This is a genomic window from Clostridium sartagoforme (assembly GCF_039521405.1).
In the GTDB taxonomy this organism is placed as follows: Bacteria; Bacillota; Clostridia; order Clostridiales; family Clostridiaceae; genus Clostridium; species Clostridium sartagoforme.
The window spans coordinates 172,787-193,774 of the sequence record NZ_BAAACH010000016.1; the positions used below are offsets into that span (position 1 = coordinate 172,787).

General features: G+C 27.0%; 16 protein-coding genes. 4 read left to right on the plus strand and 12 right to left on the minus strand.

What is annotated here, in order from left to right:
* Nucleotides 1-3: 3 nt before the first annotated feature.
* The 8 genes from ABDZ60_RS08335 to ABDZ60_RS08370 form a co-directional block, all read right to left on the minus strand.
* Nucleotides 4-2,913 carry a DNA topoisomerase IV subunit A gene (locus ABDZ60_RS08335; RefSeq protein WP_343777462.1) on the minus strand — a complete coding sequence of 970 codons (2,910 nt, stop codon included), beginning with the start codon at nt 2,911-2,913 and terminating at the stop codon, nt 4-6.
* A gap of 21 nt (nt 2,914-2,934) precedes the next feature.
* Entirely contained in the window at nt 2,935-4,881 is a 1,947-nt protein-coding gene (locus tag ABDZ60_RS08340; RefSeq protein WP_016208245.1) for a DNA gyrase/topoisomerase IV subunit B, read from the minus strand.
* A gap of 293 nt (nt 4,882-5,174) precedes the next feature.
* Entirely contained in the window at nt 5,175-6,569 is a 1,395-nt protein-coding gene (locus ABDZ60_RS08345) for a glycosyltransferase family 2 protein (protein ID WP_016208246.1), read from the minus strand.
* A gap of 654 nt (nt 6,570-7,223) precedes the next feature.
* Nucleotides 7,224-8,570 carry an NADP-specific glutamate dehydrogenase gene (gene gdhA / locus ABDZ60_RS08350; RefSeq protein ID WP_343777464.1) on the minus strand — a complete coding sequence of 449 codons (1,347 nt, stop codon included), beginning with the start codon at nt 8,568-8,570 and terminating at the stop codon, nt 7,224-7,226.
* Between the two features lie 184 nt (nt 8,571-8,754).
* Nucleotides 8,755-9,378: a DUF2238 domain-containing protein gene (locus ABDZ60_RS08355; protein WP_016208248.1), complete on the minus strand. Its 624-nt coding sequence runs from the start codon at nt 9,376-9,378 to the stop codon at nt 8,755-8,757.
* Nucleotides 9,379-9,408: 30 nt separating this feature from the next.
* Nucleotides 9,409-10,386: a rhomboid family intramembrane serine protease gene (locus ABDZ60_RS08360; RefSeq protein WP_047001694.1), complete on the minus strand. Its 978-nt coding sequence runs from the start codon at nt 10,384-10,386 to the stop codon at nt 9,409-9,411.
* A 145-nt stretch (nt 10,387-10,531) separates the two neighbouring features.
* Nucleotides 10,532-12,340, minus strand: coding sequence for an oligoendopeptidase F (pepF, locus tag ABDZ60_RS08365; protein WP_016208249.1), 1,809 nt, complete (start codon nt 12,338-12,340; stop codon nt 10,532-10,534).
* Between the two features lie 31 nt (nt 12,341-12,371).
* A complete protein-coding gene (locus tag ABDZ60_RS08370; protein ID WP_016208250.1) occupies nt 12,372-12,770 on the minus strand; it encodes a DUF6762 family protein in 399 nt (132 codons plus the stop codon).
* A 289-nt stretch (nt 12,771-13,059) separates the two neighbouring features.
* On the opposite strand from ABDZ60_RS08370, the gene ABDZ60_RS08375 reads away from it, so the two are divergent.
* Nucleotides 13,060-13,731: a metal ABC transporter ATP-binding protein gene (locus ABDZ60_RS08375; RefSeq protein ID WP_016208251.1), complete on the plus strand. Its 672-nt coding sequence runs from the start codon at nt 13,060-13,062 to the stop codon at nt 13,729-13,731.
* Nucleotides 13,732-13,757: 26 nt separating this feature from the next.
* On the plus strand, nt 13,758-14,558 hold the full coding sequence (locus tag ABDZ60_RS08380) for a metal ABC transporter permease (protein WP_047001695.1): 801 nt from the start codon (nt 13,758-13,760) through the stop codon (nt 14,556-14,558).
* A gap of 45 nt (nt 14,559-14,603) precedes the next feature.
* On the opposite strand, the gene ABDZ60_RS08385 is transcribed toward ABDZ60_RS08380, so the two are convergent.
* Both ABDZ60_RS08385 and ABDZ60_RS08390 read right to left on the minus strand, forming a co-directional pair.
* The gene (locus ABDZ60_RS08385; protein ID WP_016208253.1) at nt 14,604-15,017 is read right to left on the minus strand and encodes a Fur family transcriptional regulator; all 414 of its coding nucleotides are present in this window, start codon (nt 15,015-15,017) and stop codon (nt 14,604-14,606) included.
* Between the two features lie 245 nt (nt 15,018-15,262).
* Nucleotides 15,263-15,823, minus strand: a complete 561-nt coding sequence (locus ABDZ60_RS08390) for a manganese efflux pump MntP (RefSeq protein WP_016208254.1) — start codon at nt 15,821-15,823, stop codon at nt 15,263-15,265.
* 189 nt (nt 15,824-16,012) lie between these two features.
* Between ABDZ60_RS08390 and ABDZ60_RS08395 the strand changes: the two genes are divergently transcribed.
* Together ABDZ60_RS08395 and ABDZ60_RS08400 are read left to right on the plus strand one after the other, a co-directional pair.
* Nucleotides 16,013-17,230: a 6-phosphofructokinase gene (locus ABDZ60_RS08395; RefSeq protein WP_016208255.1), complete on the plus strand. Its 1,218-nt coding sequence runs from the start codon at nt 16,013-16,015 to the stop codon at nt 17,228-17,230.
* A gap of 279 nt (nt 17,231-17,509) precedes the next feature.
* Nucleotides 17,510-19,429 carry an ABC-F family ATP-binding cassette domain-containing protein gene (locus tag ABDZ60_RS08400; RefSeq protein WP_343777470.1) on the plus strand — a complete coding sequence of 640 codons (1,920 nt, stop codon included), beginning with the start codon at nt 17,510-17,512 and terminating at the stop codon, nt 19,427-19,429.
* Nucleotides 19,430-19,710: 281 nt separating this feature from the next.
* Here the strand turns inward: ABDZ60_RS08400 and dut are convergent, their stop codons facing one another.
* Both dut and ABDZ60_RS08410 read right to left on the minus strand, forming a co-directional pair.
* Complete coding sequence (gene dut, locus ABDZ60_RS08405; protein ID WP_016208257.1) at nt 19,711-20,148, minus strand: dUTP diphosphatase; 438 nt, start codon at nt 20,146-20,148, stop codon at nt 19,711-19,713.
* A gap of 190 nt (nt 20,149-20,338) precedes the next feature.
* Nucleotides 20,339-20,965, minus strand: a complete 627-nt coding sequence (locus ABDZ60_RS08410; RefSeq protein WP_016208258.1) for a SpaA isopeptide-forming pilin-related protein — start codon at nt 20,963-20,965, stop codon at nt 20,339-20,341.
* Between the last annotated feature and the right edge of the window lie 23 nt (nt 20,966-20,988).

Consider the following 20,988-nt stretch of genomic DNA (forward strand, 5'->3'; position numbering starts at 1 on the left):
CTCCTATAATATAATTTCTTTAATCTCGTCATCTAAAGCAATTGTTATAATATTGCTTCCTTTTCCCGCTCTATTTTGAAGCTTTATATCTTCTATATCTACTTCTTTCTTTTCTTTGTTTTTGGAAACTAAAATTATTTTATCATTAGATGTTATCGCTAATTCATTTAAATCCTCGCCATATTGAATAGCTATTATTTTTCCATAAATAACCTCATCATTTTCCTTTAAGCTTATTCCCGTTACTCCTGAAGCTACTTTTCCCATGGTATTTATATTTTCTGAGGAAAACTTTATACCCATACCTTTTTTAGTTATAATTACTATTTCTGCTACATTATTATTATACATCTCTGCTGATATTAATTCATCATTATCATACTTAAATTTATATGACAATTGTGATGAGTAGTTTCCATCAAATTCTACTAATGAAGTCTTTTTAACCATACCTTTTTTAGTAAAGAAATATATAAATCTATTATCTTCAAAGTTTTTTATAGATATTACTTTTATAATTTTTTCATTCTTTTCTAAATCATCTATAATTTTTTCTAGAGGAATTTCACCTTTATTTACTCCTGATAATAAGAAGGCTGGTATTTTAAACACTTTTCCTAAGTTTGTGAAAATTAATATATTACTTAGAGAATCTATCTTTACTTTTAGATTATCATTTTTTTTAATACTATTAAATCCCTTTATTGTTCCCTTTGAAGTTATACCTATAGAAAAATCAATAAAATCAATACTATCACTATACTCAACTTTTGTTACTTCATCTTTATTCGATAAATTAAACATCATTATTGGTAATATATTTCTTGCAGAATCCTCTATGCTAGGAATTGGCAAATTGAATACCAATCCCTTCTTAGTTTCAAAATTTATAAATTCTTTAAATTCATCTTCCTCTAGCAGACTTATATCTATAACTTCTTCAAAATCCTTAAGCTTCGTAGCTTGTAGCTTTGTGTAACTTGTTTGGAATTTATCTAAGGAACTTCTTTTAATTCCACCTCTTGATGTTATAAATTGAACATATTTATTCGGCATAAACGAAGAAACTGAAGCAGTATAGACTATGGTTTCATCTTCCAAATTTAATGTTTTTATTAAATTATCAACTCTTTCACCTTTTTCTTTCCATTTACATTCTGGAATATTTATACCCTTTGTTTGATACATATTCCCCTTATTTGTAAATAAAAGAATGTTTTCTGTAGTATTCGATTTAAATAAGAATTTTAATTCATCACCTTCTCTATACTCAATATCTTCTGCATTTGCATTAACTCTATTGAAAGTTTTTAAAGGAATCCTTTTTATAAATCCATCTTTAGATAAAGTTATCATAACATCTTCTACTACTATAAGCTCTTCTACATCTATTTTAGCTTCATTGTCATCTTTAATAATAGCTGTTTTTCTAGGATTTCTATATTTATCTGCAACTTCCTTTAATTCAGCTTTTACTACTTTAAGAAGTTCTTTTTCGTCTGATAATATCTTTTTTAATCTTTTGATAGTTTTTTCTAATTCAGCATATTCTTTTTGGAATACTTTTATTTCAAGTCCAGTTAATCTATATAGCATCAGTTCTAAAATTGCTTCTGATTGTATTTCTGTAAATCCAAATTTATTTATAAGATTTATGCCTGCATCTTTTTTAGACTTAGATTCTCTTATTGTTTTAATAATTTCATCTAAAACATCTATAGCTTTAATAAATCCTTCAACTATATGAAATCTTTTTTCTGCAATTGCTAATTCTTTTATAGTTCTTCTTGTTACTATTTCTTTTTGATGATTTACATAATGCTTTATTATAGTCTTAAGCCCCATAGTTTGAGGTTTTCCCTCTGCTAAAGCTACCATATTAAAGCTTAAATTACATTGAAGATCTGTTCTTTTAAATAAATATTTTAAAACCTTATCTGCTACTTCTTCATCAGCTGCTTTTCTTAATTCTATAACAGCTCTTACTCCACTTCTGTCTGATTCATCTCTTATATCAATTATTGATTCTAAAGCTTTAGAATGTCTTTTATCTCCAGTCATCTCAGATATAGTTTGAAGAAGCTTCGCCTTATTTCTTCTAAAAGGAAACTCTGTTATAACTATTCCAATTTTCCCGTTTTCAAGCCTTTCGATATTGGTTTTAGCTCTTAAGGTTACCTTTCCCTCTCCAGCTTCATAAGCAGAAAGTATAGAGTTTTGTCCTATTAAAATTCCTCCAGTAGGTAAATCAGGTCCCTTTACATACTCCATAAGTTCTTTAGTTGTTATTTCTGGATTATCTATATATGCTAATACTCCATCCGTAACTTCTCCTAAATTATGTGGAGGTATATTTGTCGCAAGCCCTACCGCAATTCCAAATGTACCATTAACTAGAAGATTAGGATATCTACTAGGAAGTACCTTAGGTTCCATCTCACTATCTGAATAGTTCGGAACCATATCTACAGTATCTTTATCTATGTCTCTAAGCATTTCTATGGCAATAGGAGCAAGTCTTGCTTCTGTATACCTCATTGCTGCTGCTCCATCTCCATCCATAGATCCCCAGTTACCATGACCATCTATAAGGGTTTCTCTAGTTGAAAAATCTTGTGCCATTATAACCATAGCATCATAAACTGATGTATCACCATGTGGGTGATATTTACCTAATATATCTCCAACTATTCTTGCTGACTTATAATATGGTTTATCTGGAAATGCTTTTAATTGATATGCACCATATAATATTCTTCTATGAACTGGTTTTAATCCATCCCTAACATCTGGCAGTGCTCTATCCTTTGCAACTTCTATAGCATAAGGCAAATAGTTATCAGGCATTGCCTCCTCTAAAGGAACTCTAATTATATTATTATCCCTTGGTATATCATTAACTTTCTTCGCCATATTTTTTCTCCATCCTATTTATTAAAATTCTCCATATTTATACATATATGTTTTTCTTGGCTCAACTATATCTCCCATAAGTAATGAAACCATCTTTTCAGCTTTAGCAGCATCTTCAATCGTTACTTGAAGTAAAGTTCTTGTTTCTGGGTTTAGTGTAGTTTGCCATAATTGATCTGGATTCATTTCTCCAAGACCTTTATATCTTTGTATAAGTGCTCCTTTTCCTATTTCCTTTTTTACACTTTCAAGCTCATCATCACTATATGCATATTTATGAACTTCTTTCCCTTTAACACTTTTATACACTTTATATAATGGTGGCTGAGCTAAATATAAATGCCCATTTGCAATTAGAGGTCTCATATATCTATATATATAAGTCATCCATAAAGTTCTTATATGATATCCATCTACATCTGCATCACTCATAATTATAATTTTATCGTACTTTAAATCTTCTTCTTTATAATTATCTAAGGTACCTGTGCCTAATGCTGTATTAAATATCTTAAGTTCCTCTGATGCTAATACATTTTCTAGCTTTTGTTTTTCTGTATTCATTATCTTACCTTTTGAAGGCATTATAGTTTGAAATCTTCTATCTCTTGCTTGTTTTGCCGAACCCCCTGCTGAATCTCCCTCAACAACAATAAATTCATTTACAGTATTATCTTTCAGTGTGCAAACAGCAACTTTTCCTGCAAGAGGTGCTGCACCTTTTCCTACTTTTCTTTTTTCAGCTTCATTTATTTTTTTTATTTTTTCTCTTCTTTGAGCTGCTTGAAGCGCATTGTTTATAAGCATAGAAGCAACTTCTTTGTTATCTTCTATCCACTCATTAAACTTTGTGTAAGCTAAGTCATTCATCATTGTATAAGCTTCAGTACTCCCTAGTTTAGTTTTGGTTTGTCCTTCAAATATAGGATTTGTAATCTTTATTCTTAAGATAGCTGTCATTCCTTCTCTTAAGTCGTCACCTTCAAAATCCTTATCTTTTTCTTTTACAAGTCCAAGTTTCTTAGCACCTTCTTTAAATGCTCTTGTCATTCCTGTTTTAAATCCAGTTTCATGGGTTCCTGCTTCTTTTGTTGGTATATTATTAACATAACTCGCTATATTTTCTGTAGTAGAATCTGTAAATTGTACACATAACTCTCCAAACATTTGTATATTATTAACGCTTCTTTCCCCTTCAAAGTAAATTGGATTATCATGAAGTGTAGTTTTACTTTCATTTAAATATTCTATAAAATCTAAAAGCCCTCTTTCTGAGTAATACTCTTTTCTAAACTCATCTTTTCTTAAATCTATTAATTCTAAATACATTCCTTTATTTTGAAATGCTAATTCTTGTAATCTTTCATCTATTATGTCAACTTTAAAATCTGTGCTAGAAAAAACATCCTTATCTGGCATAAAAGTAACTCTTGTTCCTGTTTCCTTGGTTTTGCCAACTATTTCTAGTTTTGTTACAGCTGTTCCTGGCATATCTCTTTTTAGCTCTTTATCATAAGCATATTCAAATCTTTGTTTATATATATTTCCACTTTGATGAACCTCTACTTCTAACCAAGAAGATAACGCATTAACTACAGCTGCACCAACACCATGCAATCCTCCTGATGTTTTGTAGTTTTTATTATTAAATTTTCCTCCAGTATGTAACTCCGTAAAAACCATCTCTACTCCAGATTTTTTCTTAACTGGATGTATCCCTGTTGGAATTCCTCTTCCATTGTCTATTATAGTAATACTTTTATCTTTATTTATTATTATTGTAGCTTTATTTCCATATCCATTAGATATTTCATCTATAGAATTATCTAAAATCTCCCAAACACAATGATGTAATCCTTTAGTTCCTGTAGATCCTATATACATTCCAGGTCTTACTCTAACTGGTTCAAGCTTTTCTAAGGAAGTTAAATCAGTAACATCATATCCTTTCATCAAATCTTCACTCATACAAACCTCCAAAATCACTATTATTGCGTTAAACTAAACTTATACCTTAGTTTAACCATACCTTCTCATTATAATCTTTTTAATTTTATCATAATTAATCTATAAATAAAAATATAAATCTTTCTAAAGAAAATGTCAAACAAATGTTCGAGATAGATTCAAGGTAAACTCTTTATATTTTTTTATTTTATCAATTAAAAAGCTGTATTAAATTAATTTTAAAATCAATTTAATACAGCTATATATTCTAGAAATTTCACTTTAAGAAAAATCTGATTTCAAAACAATGTTTTTTACTGAACATCACAAATTTCTATATTTCTAACATGCTTTGTCGGATTCCATTCTTTATTATTTTTTCTTAGCATACCTTCAATAGTTATTGGAATCCATGTTAATGTATATAAAGAATATAATAAAAATCTAAAGAATAAAATTAGTTTCTTTTTTCCTAAGAATAATGCCGTTGCTAATAAAAATGCTAAATTATAAACTATATCTATTAATAAAACCGTTGAATAATTATCTACCTTAGTTGCAAAAATTGGTAGTATAAATACACTTAATGAATAAAATATAAGCATAACAAACAATCCTGGTGATATTTTTTTATCTAATCTCATAATTAAAGGAGTAATTAAAAATTGCATAACACCAATAACTTTAAATGAAAAATCTCCAGTCAGATAGCTAATTAAGAAAATATTAAGTCCTTCTGGACTCATGCCTTGTACAAAGCTTAAAACCGTTGATATACCAATCATTAAAGTAAAGAAAGGTTGAATTACGTATAAAGCACAATCTAAAACAAACCATTTTCTTTCTTTAAATCCCTTTTTAAGTAGCTTAAAGAAATATCTAGATGCTACATCTGTAAATCCTTGCATCCATCTTCTTCTTTGAACCCATGATTGTTTTAGAGTAAGAGGTTTTTCATCATAAATAATAGCATCATGTGCCCATCCAACTTTTTCTCCATTCAAAATTAACTTACAACTAAACTCTAAATCCTCGGTTAAACATGTAGCTCCCCATCCAAATTCTTGTAAAATCTCTGTATCTATAGCAAATCCTGTTCCACCAATTTGATTTGATAATCCAATATTCGCTCTTGCTAGTTGATACATTCTATTCTGAGTCCAGAAAGCTATTGAATATGAAGTAGCTATCCATGAATCATTAGGATTTTTACTATCTATGTAGCCTTGTACTACTTTATAACCTTCTAGCATTTTTGAATTAATTTCTTTACACCAATTTTTTGATACTAAATTGTCAGCATCAAATACTGCAACCGCATCATATTTCTTTTGCATTTTAAATATCTTATCAAATAACCACTCTAATGCATATCCTTTACCCTTTTGATCTTTATTGAATCTTTCATAAACATAAACACCATATTTTCTTGCTATTTTAGCAGTATTATCATCACAATTATCAGCAATCACAAATACATCATATAGCTCTCTCGGGTAATCTTGATTTAACATACTTTCCACTAGTTTTCCGATAACAACTTCTTCATTATGAGCTGCAACTATCATTGCAAACTTTTTTGTAGGTGTATAATTTTTCTTTTCTGTCTTTCTTATTAAGCCAAAAAAAGCTAAAACAAAATAATACATCATCATTGCAAAGACAATAACCTGAAATACACCTGTCACAGCTAAAATAATTTCTTTCATTACATCCACTCCTATAAATAAAGGATATTTTCCTTATATTACTATTTAGTACATTATCTTTGACATCTTTATTAAATATATTCTAATAGTGGTAAAAAATCAAGTACTGAAATCTTAAAAATTCATTAATATTACTACATACAAATTTTATAAATAGTTTATTGATTTATTATTGATTAGTATATTTATCTTAATATTAATTATATCTTTATATATATTATTTTATCCTATATAAATAAAGATATAATTAATATACTCATGTAATAATTTCCTTATAATTGCGAAGCATTTTATCTAGTGAAAAGTTAATAGTGAAAAGTGAAAGAATTAAGGTACATCTACTTTAGGCAAGCTTCAGTAGGTGGCTTTCATACTAAGTTCAGGTGTACAGAAATTATATTCCACAAGTATTCAATGCCTTCTATGAAAAAAAAATTAAAATACATAGATGCAAAGCACCTTTACTCCAAAATCCTGTAAGGATTTCTTCCTCAACTTTTCCCTCTTACACTTTTCACTTGTAATATTTTGCTTCACAAAATATTACAAGTTTAATTAAAAGAAAAGCCATTTAGTTATAAATATATTTTACAACTAAATGGCTTTTTATTAATAAACTCAAAATAGGGGTTGCTATTTTTGAGATTTATAACATTAAACTATACCTTGAGACATCATGGCTTCTGCAACCTTTATAAAGCCTGCTATATTAGCTCCCATTAATATATTACCTGGCTCACCATATTCTTGTGCTGCATTTTTAGAATTTATATATATGTTGACCATTATGTCTTTAAGTTTTGAATCAACTTCTTCAAAATCCCAAGATAATCTTGAACTATTTTGTGACATTTCTAATGCCGAACAAGCAACTCCACCAGCATTTGCAGCCTTTGCTGGACCAAACATTACTCCAGACTTTTGAAGCAACTCTATTGCATCTAAGTCTGTTGGCATATTTGCACCTTCTGAAACAACTTTAACACCATTTTTAATTAAAATTTCTGCTGCTTCTTTATTTATTTCCCCTTGTGTTGCACAAGGAAGTGCAATATCACATTTAATTTCCCAAATTCCTCTAAATCCTTCTGTATATTTAGCATTTGGTACATAGTCTAAATATTCTTTAATTCTTCCTCTATTAACTTCCTTAATTTGTTTTATTATATCTAAATTTATTCCATTTTCATCATATATATATCCATTAGAATCACTTAATGCTACTACTTTTGCACCTAATTCATTTGCTTTTTCACAAGCATATATAGCAACATTACCTGATCCTGATATTACTACTGTTTTATCTTTAAAACTTAAATTATTATCACTTAACATTTTCTCTGTAAAGTACACTAGTCCATATCCAGTTGCTTCTTTTCTTACTAAACTCCCACCATAGGCAAGTCCTTTACCTGTTAATACCCCTTGATCATTTGCATTTTTTATTTTCTTGTAATACCCATACATATATCCTATTTCTCTTGCTCCAACTCCTATATCACCTGCTGGAACGTCCGTATCAAGTCCTATATGCTTGTATAATTCTGCCATAAAACTTTGACAAAATCTCATTACTTCTCTATCTGATTTTCCTTTTGGATTAAAATCTGAACCACCTTTTCCTCCACCTATTGGCAATCCAGTTAGTGAATTTTTAAAAGTTTGTTCAAATCCTAAAAATTTTATTATACTTTGATTTACTGATGGATGAAATCTCAAACCACCTTTATAAGGTCCTATCGCACTATTAAATTGAACTCTAAATCCTCTATTAACTTGTACTTTTCCATTATCATCTATCCATGGAACTCTAAAAAATATTTGTCTTTCAGGTTCTACGATTCGTTCTAATATTCCTTCTTCTATATATTCAGGATGTTTATTAAATACTGGTACAAGTGAATTAAGCACTTCCTTTATAGCATTTAAAAATTCTTCTTCCCCAAAATTTCTTTTTTCCACTTTACTAATAATTTCATCTACATATTTTCTTCCAATCATATTCAAAACTCCTTTGTCCCCAATAATTCCTTTATATTAGCATATTGATATGTTTTTTGATATATTTTTTCTATTTACTCTCTATTATTGTTAAATTATTAATATTATACATCTTTTCATGAGTAAATGTAAATATAAAAATCACAAAAAAGATATGTTATTTTTATTAACATATCTTTTTTATCTATTTTTTGTTTCGTTCAATATCTTCTATTATATATTTAATAAATTTAATATTTTTACCTTTATTATATAAATATATAGGAATAGATGTTATTACCCCTACTAAAGTTCCACAAATTATATCCCACATAGTATCATTTAAACTTCCATTCTGAGCCTTTAATCCAAAAAGAGAATCAGTTGTAAATTCCCATATTTCCCATACTGCAGCTGCAGATGTAGCAAATAATATTACAAAGATAACAGAAATTAATGGATGTATTTCTTTTCTTACTTTTTCATTTGTTAAATATAAAAATAAAACATAGCCAATTATAGCAATTATCGCTCCTGATAATAGATGTAGAAATTTATCATAGTTAGTTATAGAATAAAAATCTAAAACACTAGCTAAATACATTGATAAAAAAATGAACAGCATATTAATATAATATATAACTTTTGCTCCCTTGAGAAAGGTTCTTATATATAACGAATATACTCCAAGAATAGTTATAAACGTAAGGCCTATTCTGAAAAGTTTTTCTATATCTATATTTATTAAGTAATATATTGAAGTTGCTAATAGTACTCCAATAAATGAAATAGCAAATATAAGTTCATTGTTATGATTTTTTTCTTTCACTATTATCACCTCTAGAATTTATAATTTTATTTAACTGATTGTCTTTTTACTTTTAAATAAAATTAATGCTGATATTGCCCCCATTATTAAACCACCCAAATGTGCGTAATTATCTATATTAGATATAGTTATTCCTATAATTACATTTATAGCTAGAGTCTCTAATATATTTTTTACATATTGTTTTCCAATTTTATTTTTTTCTTTTAATCCAAATACTAACATAGCACCCAAAAGTCCAAATATAGCACCTGATGCTCCAACCGATACACTATTTGGATTAAATAAATAACTAAATAATGATCCCGATAAAGCAGACAAAATATAAATTAATATATATTTTTTACTTCCATATATATATTCAACTTCTTTTCCTATTATATTAAGTGCACTCATATTAAATAAAATATGCATTATTCCACCATGTAAAAAAGTAGATGTTATTAATCTATATATTTCCCCTCTATTAATTAAAATATTAACTTTTGCACCCATTTGAATCAAAGTATATATGTTAATATCAATTAAATTTCTTGATTTAATAATTTCAATCAAATACACTAAAATATTTAAAATAATTATTGTATATGTAACTTTATATTTTTTGAAATTTATTTTCTTCTTATTATTTTCATTTATCATGTAATTTATAATAGGAATAAATGCTTTAGAACCTTCACTAGAATATAGTATTTTCTTATCTTTTACTGAAAATATTAGTTTATTGTAATAATTATTTTTATTATAATTTATATATTCTTCTGAAGCTAAAATTATTAAATTTACTACAAATCTTTTATTTAAAGATTTTAAAAGATACTCTTTTGCTTCATTAAAATCTACTTCTTCATTCATATCATTTGATACAACAACTGAAACTACTACTTCATTTAAATCAATTAACCCTATCCATCTTTCTTCTTTATGAAATTCGCTATAATAACTTCTCATAAAAAAGTTTAGTTCTTTAGTTAATAAACCAAAAAATATTTTTTCAAAATTCTTCAAAGTCCATCCCCCTTAATTAGCGCAATAAAAATATTAGTAAGCAATCAATAAAAATTATTAATTGCTTACTATTAATAAACTTCTCCAAAATTTACCGCAAAAAGTTGTGAACTATACCTTGTAAATCATAAAATGAAATAAATTGTTAATTGAAATTTATTTCTTTATCTAGCATATCTAAAAGTTCATTAAATCTTTCAACAGTTGCTTCTAGAGGTTGTGACGTAGTCATATCAACTCCTGCTTTTTTTAATATCTCTATTGGATAATCACTTCCACCACTTTTTAAGAATTCAATATATTTAGAAACAGAATCTTCCTTTCCTTCTAGTATTGATTTTGCAAAGGCTGAAGCTGCTGCATATCCTGTAGCATATTGATAAACATAAAAATCTGAATAAAAATGTGGTATTCTAGCCCATTCAATATCAATTTCTTCATCTACTACCATATCTTCACCAAAATATTTAACATTTAAATCATGCCAAGCTTTATTATAATCTTCAGCAGTTAAAGACATTCCTTTTTCCAAGCTTTCATGAGTAAATAATTCAAATTCTGCAAACATAAGTTGCCTAAATACAGTTGTTCTTATTTGCTCTAACTCTTGATTTATTAAATATAATTTTTTCTTTTTATCAGTTTCTTTATTAATTAAGTAATGAATAAGAAGAGCTTCATTTGTAGTTGAGGCTACTTCTGCACAAAACAAAGTATAACCTGCATAAATATATGGCTGCTCTTTTCTTGAATAATAAGAGTGGATAGAATGACCCATCTCATGTGCTAAAGTGGATACATCATGTAATTCATAATTGTAGTTTAATAAAACATATGGCATTGTTTTATATCCACCCCAAGAATATGCGCCTCCCCTTTTGCCTTTATTTTGATATATATCTATCCAACCATTTTCTACACCATTCTTAAAAATATTTAAATATTCTTCTCCTAATGGCTTTAACCCTTCTAAAACCATATTTACACCATCATTAAATTCTATATGCTCTTTTGGTATCTCTATTACTGGAACATATAAATCATACATATGCATTTCATCTAATCCCAATAATTTTTTCTTTAAAGAAACATATTTATGAAGTGATTTTAGATTCTCATTTATAGTTTTTATAGAATTTTTATATACTTCAACTGGTATATCATTTGGACTTAATGATGATTCTAGTGCAGAATTATACTTTCTAACCTTAGCTCCAAAATTAAAATTCTTTAGTGAGCTTGTTAAAGTAGTTGAAAATGTATTTTCTAAATTTTTATATTCTTTAAATAAAGTTTTAAAAGCTTCTTTTCTAACTTTTCTATCTTTACTTTTTATAAATGATGAGTAATTTCCTTCTGTTAACTCTACATTTTCACCATCTTCATCAATTATATTTCCAAATTTCATATCTGCATTTGTTAACATATTATGAATAGATGATGGAGCATCTAAGCAATCTGAAACTTGTGCTAGTAATTCTTCCTGTTCTTTGCTTAATATATGAGGTTTTTCCTTTAATATGTCCTTAAACATAAATGAATAAACCTTTAATTTATCATTACTATCTATAATATTCATTATAAATTCATCATCTAATGATAATATCTCTGGTACAAAATAAGCTGTATATGATGCAAATTCAGCCATATAAGAATCTATCTTGTTCATCATAGCTTGATACTTTGAATTTGATGTATCCTCATCACATTTTAAATGAGCATATACATAAACTATTTCTGCTTTTATTCCTAAATCTATATACTTTTCTAAGTAATTTAAAATATTTTCAGCATTATTTAGTTTGCCTTCAAAATCTTTAAGAGAAGGCGATTCTTTTTTTAGTTCCTGGAAAGCATTTTCCCACGCATCATCATTTGAAAATATTTCATTAACTTTCCATTTATACTTATCTTCAATTTCTTCTCTCTTTTTCAATATCTTTAATTCACTCATAACTTCTGCCTAATTTATTAGGCTCTCCTTTCTAATTATAGTCATCTTCTTTACCTTCAATATCCTTAAAGGCATTTTCCATAGCTTCTTCGATTAACTCAACACATCTTGTTATTCGTTCTTTCATGAATTCATAATCATCTACATATTTAAATTTTACTAAAAAAGTAGGATTATATTCATCTAAAGAATCCTCAATTTCAAATTCTTCCTTTATAAAAGCATCATAATTAAAAACATCATATATTGCTGAGTATTCCCATTCTTCTACATCTTTATTTGTATCAAAATATAAATTTACAACTTCATTGCTAACAAAAAGCTTTTTTACATATAATGCCCCTTCTGAAACTTGAAAACTTCCAAGCTCCTTAGTTATAAATCCCGTTTCTTTATCCTTTTCCATTAATACTAAACTTGAAAAATCCATATATATTCCTCCAATATTTTTACTTTGGTTTTATTTAACTTATCTATATTATATGTTTTATTCATAATATAAATCAACAAAACTATGGTAATTAACTATTAACAATTTATGATCAATAACTTAACTAAGAAAATCTGCTCAATTTCTTAGTTAAAATAGCTTTGTAATTTAAAACTATGTCAATAATACAAATAAATAAGTAAATTTATAATATATCTAAAGTTATTGTTGCAAACTATTCGCATTTTCATATATAATAAGTCTAGATTATTTAGGAGATGATTTTTTAATGATTAATATAAAAGACTTATGTTTTTCATATTCTAATAAACCACCATATTTACTTAAAAATATAAACTTAAACATACAAAGTGGTATATATTTATCTATAGTTGGTGAAAATGGAAGCTGTAAAACTACATTAATAAAACTAATACTTGGCTTATTAAAACCTACCTCTGGTAGTATAGAAATTAATTCAGATTCAATTGGGTATGTTCCCCAAAGACTTGATTCTTTTAACTCACAATTTCCAATTACAGTTAAAGAGGTTTTACTATGTCATAAAAAAACTTTGAAAAATAAAAATATAAATATCTCTTCAATCCTTGAAAATGTTAGTATGAGTGATTATGAAAACAGACTTCTAGGTATGCTATCTGGTGGACAACAACAAAGAGTTCTTATTGCAAGAGCTTTAATGGGTAATCCTGATATAATTATTCTTGATGAACCCTCTACTGGCGTGGATGAAAAAAATCAAATTGAAATCTACGGTATTTTAAAGAAATTAAATGAAATTGATAAAAAAACTATTATATCAATAGAACATAATATAGATATTGCTTTAAAGAACTCAACTCATATTCTTAAAGTTGATAATGGAAATATTAATTTATTTACCACTGATGAGTATAAAGAGTTTAGAAATAAAAGTTTTAAATTAAATGATGCTATTTAAGTTTATTATTAGGAAAGGTAGATAATATGTTTCAATTAGATTTTATGCAAAATGCCTTTATGGCTGGTTTTATAATATCAATACTTTGTCCTTTCATAGGACTTTTTTTAGTGCTTAGACGATATTCAATGATTGGTGATACACTTTCACATTCTTCTTTTGCTGGTGTTGCTATTGGTTTAGTTATAGGGGTTAATCCATTAATAACAGCCTTCTTATTTACAACACTTTGTGCTATAGTTATAGAATTCTTAAGAGAATATTATAAAAAATATGCTGAACTTGTTATGTCTTTAGTTTTAACCTTTAGTTTAGGTATAGCTATCATACTTATAAGCAGTGGTAAAGCTTCTGCAAAAGTAAATTCATTTTTATTTGGAAGTATTCTTACCGTTTCTAAAGAAGATATTTTCTTAATTTTAATAGTTGGAATTATTTGTTTAGTTGCTTTGATCTTTTTATTTAATAAGCTTATTTACATTACTTTTGATGAAGAAGGTGCAAAGACTTCAGGAGTAAAAGTAAAACTTATAAATTATATTTTTACTATACTTGTTGGCTCAACTATTTCTATGTCAATAAGAGTAATGGGAATACTTGTTATATCATCCATAATGATAGTGCCTGTTGCAACTGCAATGCAATTAAAAAAGGGATTTAAGACAACATTACTATTCTCCATAGGTTTTGGAATGTTTGATATTATGATGGGATTATTTTTATCATATTATATTAATAGTGCTCCAGGGGGTACTATTGCAATTACATCTGTGTTCACTTTAATTTTAGTCATAATCTTCGATAAATTTTTTAATTTAAAACAATAAATATAATAAGGGTAGTATAAAATACTACCCTTATTATATTTATTGTTATTGTTTTAATTTTTTGCATTCATCACAAACGCCATTTAATTCTAACTTATGTTCTGTTAAGCTAAATCCAACTTTAGCTTTTATGGCTTCTTCTATTTCTTCCATTGGACATGGTATTTCTACACATTTATTACAAACATCACATTTTAAAGTATGTTTGTGACTTTCCTTTTTTAATACATAAATTGCAGGTCCATCTATGTTAATTTTTTTTATTATATCTTTTTCTTCTAACAATTCTAATGTTCTATATATAGTACTAAGGTTTAAGTTTTCATTGTGCTTTTTGCATTGATAATATATATTTTCTGCTGAAAGCCCTTTATCTGAAGACTCTATTATATTTAAAATTGAAATTCTTCCTGCTGTAACTCTCATTCCTTTTTCTTTTAAATAAATTTCCCAGCTCATTTTATTCTCCTAACGTTCTTATATACAAGTTGTACTAAATACTTTTCACTTATCTAAACTACCTTTGAAATTTATACTATATAAGAAAAATCAATATTTAAGTAACCTATATAAAAATTAAATAATCTATGCTTTCAATTTTTCTATTTTGCTTAAGTAATACTATTATCTTATATCATAATACTGCAATAATATAAATTAATAATTGAAACATATATATAATTATAACACTAATATTCTACATATTAAATATTAAAAAATATCATTTCTAATGCTAATATTAATAATATTATTCCACCTAGCAAATCTGCATATTTACATATAAAATCAACCTTTCTTATATATCTACATAAAAAGAAACCTGTGGTACATATTAGTAAAGTTATTAAGCCTACCAAAACAGCATCAATAAATAACAATATTGCATTAATCTCAAAAAAAGATGTAAAACCAACTACTAAAGCATCTACACTTACTGACATTCCTAAAATTAAATACATTGATTTTTTTATTAAAACAGAATCGTCTTTATCATTCTTTTTAAAAGCTTCAAATATCATTATAAGACCTATTAAAGCTATTACAATTCCGCCTATCATATTAGGAATTGCTACAATATATGTATCAAACAAATTTCCTGCTATTCCCCCCAAAAATATAAATAGAAATTGAAAAAATGCAAATGAAGCTATAAATCCCCATTTATTTTTTCTTTTTAATGTGGGATTTATCCCCAAACATATACTAAGTCCAAGTGCGTCCATAGCCATAGCTACACCAATTAAAATTACCTCTCTTAATCCCATCTTTTAGAAACTCCTCCAAATTATATAATTCTACTCTATATATAATTATAAAGTATAGTATTTATGTATTATTTTTTTGAAATAAACCCTTTTAATATTACAAATTTTATTGTATATTATTAAATAGGGTATATAATATTTTAAAAAGTATATCACATTTTGTATTTTTTTATAAAGGAGAGTAGCTTAATGGCGAATTGTATAATTGCTCAATCTGGTGGTCCAACATCTGTTATTAATTCTAGTGTAGTAGGTTTGTTACAAGCAAATAAAGATTTAGGTGCCTTTGATAAAGTATATGCAGGTTTAAACGGAATAGAAGGTATATTAAATGGAAATATAATAGAATTATCATCTTTTTCAGATGAAGAAATAAATACATTTAGATACACACCATCTTCTGGATTAGGTTCTTGTAGATATAAAATGAAGAATTTAGAAGATTCAAGTGAGGAATATGATAAACTTTTAGACATATTAAATATAAACAATATAAAAGCCTTCTTTTATGTAGGTGGAAATGATTCTATGGATACCATTGCTAAATTAGGTAAGTATGCGAAAAGTTCAGGAATAGATATAAAATTTATAGGAATTCCTAAAACAATAGATAATGATTTAATGTATACTGATCATACGCCGGGCTTTGGAAGTGCTGCAAAGTTTATTGCTACAACAGCTCTTGAAACATATTTAGATTCATCAGTTTATATTAATAATGGAATCTTTATCTTAGAAACAATGGGGAGAGATACAGGTTGGCTAGCTGCTTCTTCATGCACAGCTAGAATAAATGGAAAGCCAGTTGCAGACTTTATCTACTTACCAGAAGTTGCTTTTAATATAGAACAATTTCTTCTAGATGTTAGAAAGAAATTTCAAGAAAAGAATAAAGTTTTTATAGTTGTTTCTGAGGGTTTAAAAAATTCTGAAGGCCAATTTATTACTGAAGTTACCAGACAAGCTCATGACAATTTCGGACATGCTCAACTTGGTGGTATAGGTAATTACCTTAAAAACTTAATAATATCATCAGGTATAACAAGTAGAGTAAAATCTCTTGAATTAGGAGTTTTACAAAGATGCTCTATTCACTGTGCTTCTGACGTAGACTTAGAGGAAGCCTTTGATGCTGGTTATTCTGCCTTAAAATTTGCTATTGATGGAAATAGTGGCTATATGGTTGGAATTAAAAGAGATTCAAATTCACCATATACTACATCTCATTTTCTTGTTGAAGCTGATAAAATAGCTAACAATGTTAAATATTTTCCAACAGAATTAATTAATGAAGAAGGAAATCACATAAGAGAAGAAGCTTTAGATTATTTCTTACCTCTTATATCTGGAACCCCTTCTCTTGTAATAGATAATCATTTACCAAAATTCAAAACAATTTCTAAATAATAAAAAAGTATGTAAGATTAATAAATTACTCATAGTTTAAGATTTTCACCAATACTATGAAGTAACCTTTAATTCCTACATACTTTTATTTATGTAAACTCCTAAATTACTAACTTAAATATTATCAATTTAAAAATTATTTAATTAACTACAGAATATTTATTATTACTTATAGTTATTTGATTAGTATAATACCTTAGAGTATAATAAAGTTGGAATTATAACTTTATTATATTTATATATATTGTAGATATTTCAAGATAATAATAGGAGGATAAAATGATAGTTTTAAGTTGCAAAGATATATCGAAAAGCTATGGTATAAGAGATGTATTGAAAAATATTACATTTTCAATTAATGAAGGAGATAAAGTTGGAATTATCGGTGGTAATGGCGAAGGAAAATCTACTCTTTTTAAAATAATTTCTAAAGAAATATCTCAAGATTCTGGAGAAATATTTATTGATAAAAATAGAACCATAGGATATTTAACACAACACGTTGATTTAGATTTAAATAATACTATATATGATGAAATGAACTTAGTTTTTAAAGAATTAACCGATATTGAAAATAAACTTCATACTTTAGAAATCAAGATGAATGAGCCTTATGATGAGAATAAAGCTTCATATCATGAAAAAATTATAAAGGACTATACTACTCTTCAAGACTTATATTCTCATAAAGGTGGCTATACATATAAAGGTGAAATTTCTAGAGTTCTTAAAGGTCTTGGATTTTTAGAAGAGGATTTTGATAAAATAATTTATACTTTAAGTGGGGGACAAAAGACTAGAGTTGCTCTTTGTAAATTACTTTTAAAGAATCCTGATATAATTTTACTAGATGAGCCAACAAACCATCTTGACCTACAAGCTATAGAATGGCTTGAGGATTATTTAAAAAATTATAAGGGAACAGTTTTAGTAATTTCTCATGACAGATTTTTCTTGGACACTGTAACTAATAATACATTTGAAGTTATTAATGGTCACATTAATTGCTACAATGTTTCTTATACTAAATTCATTGAGCAAAGAAAGAAAAATTATGAGGCTCAACTTAAGGCCTATAATCTTCAACAAGCAGAAATCAAAAGGCAAGAAGCAATAATAGAAAAGTTTAGAAGCTTTAATAGAGAAAAAAGTATTCGCGCTGCTGAAAGTAGAGAAAAAGCTTTAGATAAGATGGAGAAGATAGATGCTCCTGATAAAGAAAAGGAAGCTACTAAAATTAAATTTGAAACCTCAGTAAAAAGTGGCTATGATGTTCTTCATATCGAAAATTTAGCTAAAAGTTATGGTGATAAAAAACTATTCTATAATCTTAATTTAGATCTTAAAAGAAGTGAAAAAGTAGCTCTAATTGGTGAAAATGGTCGTGGTAAGACTACTTTATTAAAAATCATTTTAGATAGCTTATCACCAGATAATGGTAAAGTAGTTCTTGGCACAAATGTAAATGTTGGATATTATGATCAAGAACAATCTGATTTAAATTTAGATAAAACCATATTAGATGAAGTTTGGGATGAGTTTCCTAATTTAACTACTTCTAAACTAAGAGGTGCTCTAGCATCTTTCTTATTTACAGGAGATGACGTTTTTAAAATTATAAATACCCTTAGCGGTGGTGAAAAGTGTAGAATTAACTTGCTAAAACTTATGTTATCAAGATCTAATTTATTATTACTAGACGAACCTACAAATCATCTTGATATAATGTCTAGAGAAGCTCTTGAAGATGCTCTATTAAGCTACGATGGCACATTAATAGTTATATCTCATGATAGATACTTTTTAAATAAAGTAATTAATAGAATACTTGAACTTAATGAAGATGGTATTAAAGAGTTTTTAGGAAACTATAGCTACTATCAAGAAAAGAAAATCAATCCAAATAGATTTGAAATTTTAGAAGAGCTTGCTAACGGCAAAACCAAAACTCAATTAAAAGATGAGAAAAGAAAAAAGAAAGAACTTGAAAAAGAAGAGAAATCTTTAAAATTAAAAATTAAAAAACTTGAAGATGATATATCTAAAGGTGAAGACTATTTATTATCACTTCAAGAACAACTTTGCCTTGAAGAAATTTATTCAAATCCTATTGAAAGTGAGCGCGTAAATAAAGAAATTAAGGATTTAGAAGAAAAAATTTCATTTTTATATGAAGAATGGGAAAACTTAAATAAATAGTGCACTCTATTTTTAAAGATTGTGCTGCAATTTATTTTGGTTCACAGAGCGTAACTTACAGTTGTTGGATAAAATACCATATATAATATAAATTGCTAAGCAATTCATAAATGAAAGATTTAAAAAATTAAAGCCTATCTACTGAAACTTGCTTGAAGTAGATAGGCTTTAATATTAAGCTCAGTTGTAGAGTACTAAACTTGAACTATAAGTGTAAAATACCTTTTATTCAAAATTCTATAAGGATTTTCTTCTTTCAATCGTTAATTATCAATTATGAATTATTTTCCACTTGAGCCAAATCCGCCCTCGGCTCTTTCAGTATCGCTAAGTTCTTCTACCTCTTCAATATCAACATACCATACAGGTTTAACTATCATTTGTGCTATTTTCATTCCTTTTTCTACTATAAATGGCTCCTTACCATGATTTATTAATATTATTCCAACTTCTCCTCTATATCCTTCGTCTATAGTCCCTGGTGTATTTAAAACAGTTATACCATGTTTTAATGCAAGTCCACTTCTCGGTCTAACTTGAGCTTCTGTTTGTGGTGGTAATTCAATTTTTATTCCAGTCTTTATTAATGCAGTTTCTGATGGATTTATTGTTACCTTCTCTACCGAATATAAATCTAATCCAGCATCTCCTTTATGTGCATAACTTGGTATTATAGCTTCATTATGTATTTTTTGAATCTTTAATTTAAATTTATTCATTAGCAATTCCTCCTATAAAAATAATATATAATACAAAACTATTGTCCACTTAACTAAATCATTAATTAACGCATCTATATTTTATCAATTAACTATAGCTTATGTCTACATCAATATTATTAAAATAAAAAGAGATAAATCTTTTATAATTTATCTCTTTTTATAAGTGTATAAACATTATAATATTTATCTATCTTCTGTAATAAGACATTTTTATTCTATTTACTACACATATATCAGCATATTTATTATTTTTATCTATTGTTACCTCATTCCAACTATAGTAAGAAGGTTTTTCGAAAAATCTTCTATCTACTATTGCAATAACTCTATAACATCCATTTTCTAAATTACTAAATATAGCTTTACCATTACTATCTGTAAATTTTGAATCATACAACTTAGGGGATATTCCATTTAATAAATATAAGTTTATTCTTGCTCCTTTAAGCTCTACACCGTCTTTATTAGCAAGCCTTGATGTCACTTGAATTGTCCCCTTTTCCTCTACTATATTTCTATCTGCAAATTCTTCTTTTGCTTTACCTATTTGTGAGTAAAGATTGTCATATACATCTGAATCAGCGTATTTTTCATCTACTAAAAAATCCTCATTAAAATTATTTTCTATTATTTTTTCTTCGGCTTGATTATTGATTATGTTGCCTCTATTAATCGTTCTGCTAGAAGTTTCCTTTTCAATTTCTTCATCAACCTGAATAAATAAATTCAAGTTACCATTTTCATCTACAGTATACTCTTGTTCTCCATAATCGCTATCATCATTATGATATTGATCATCTATTACTATTTTCATATATACCTCCAAATCGTAATATA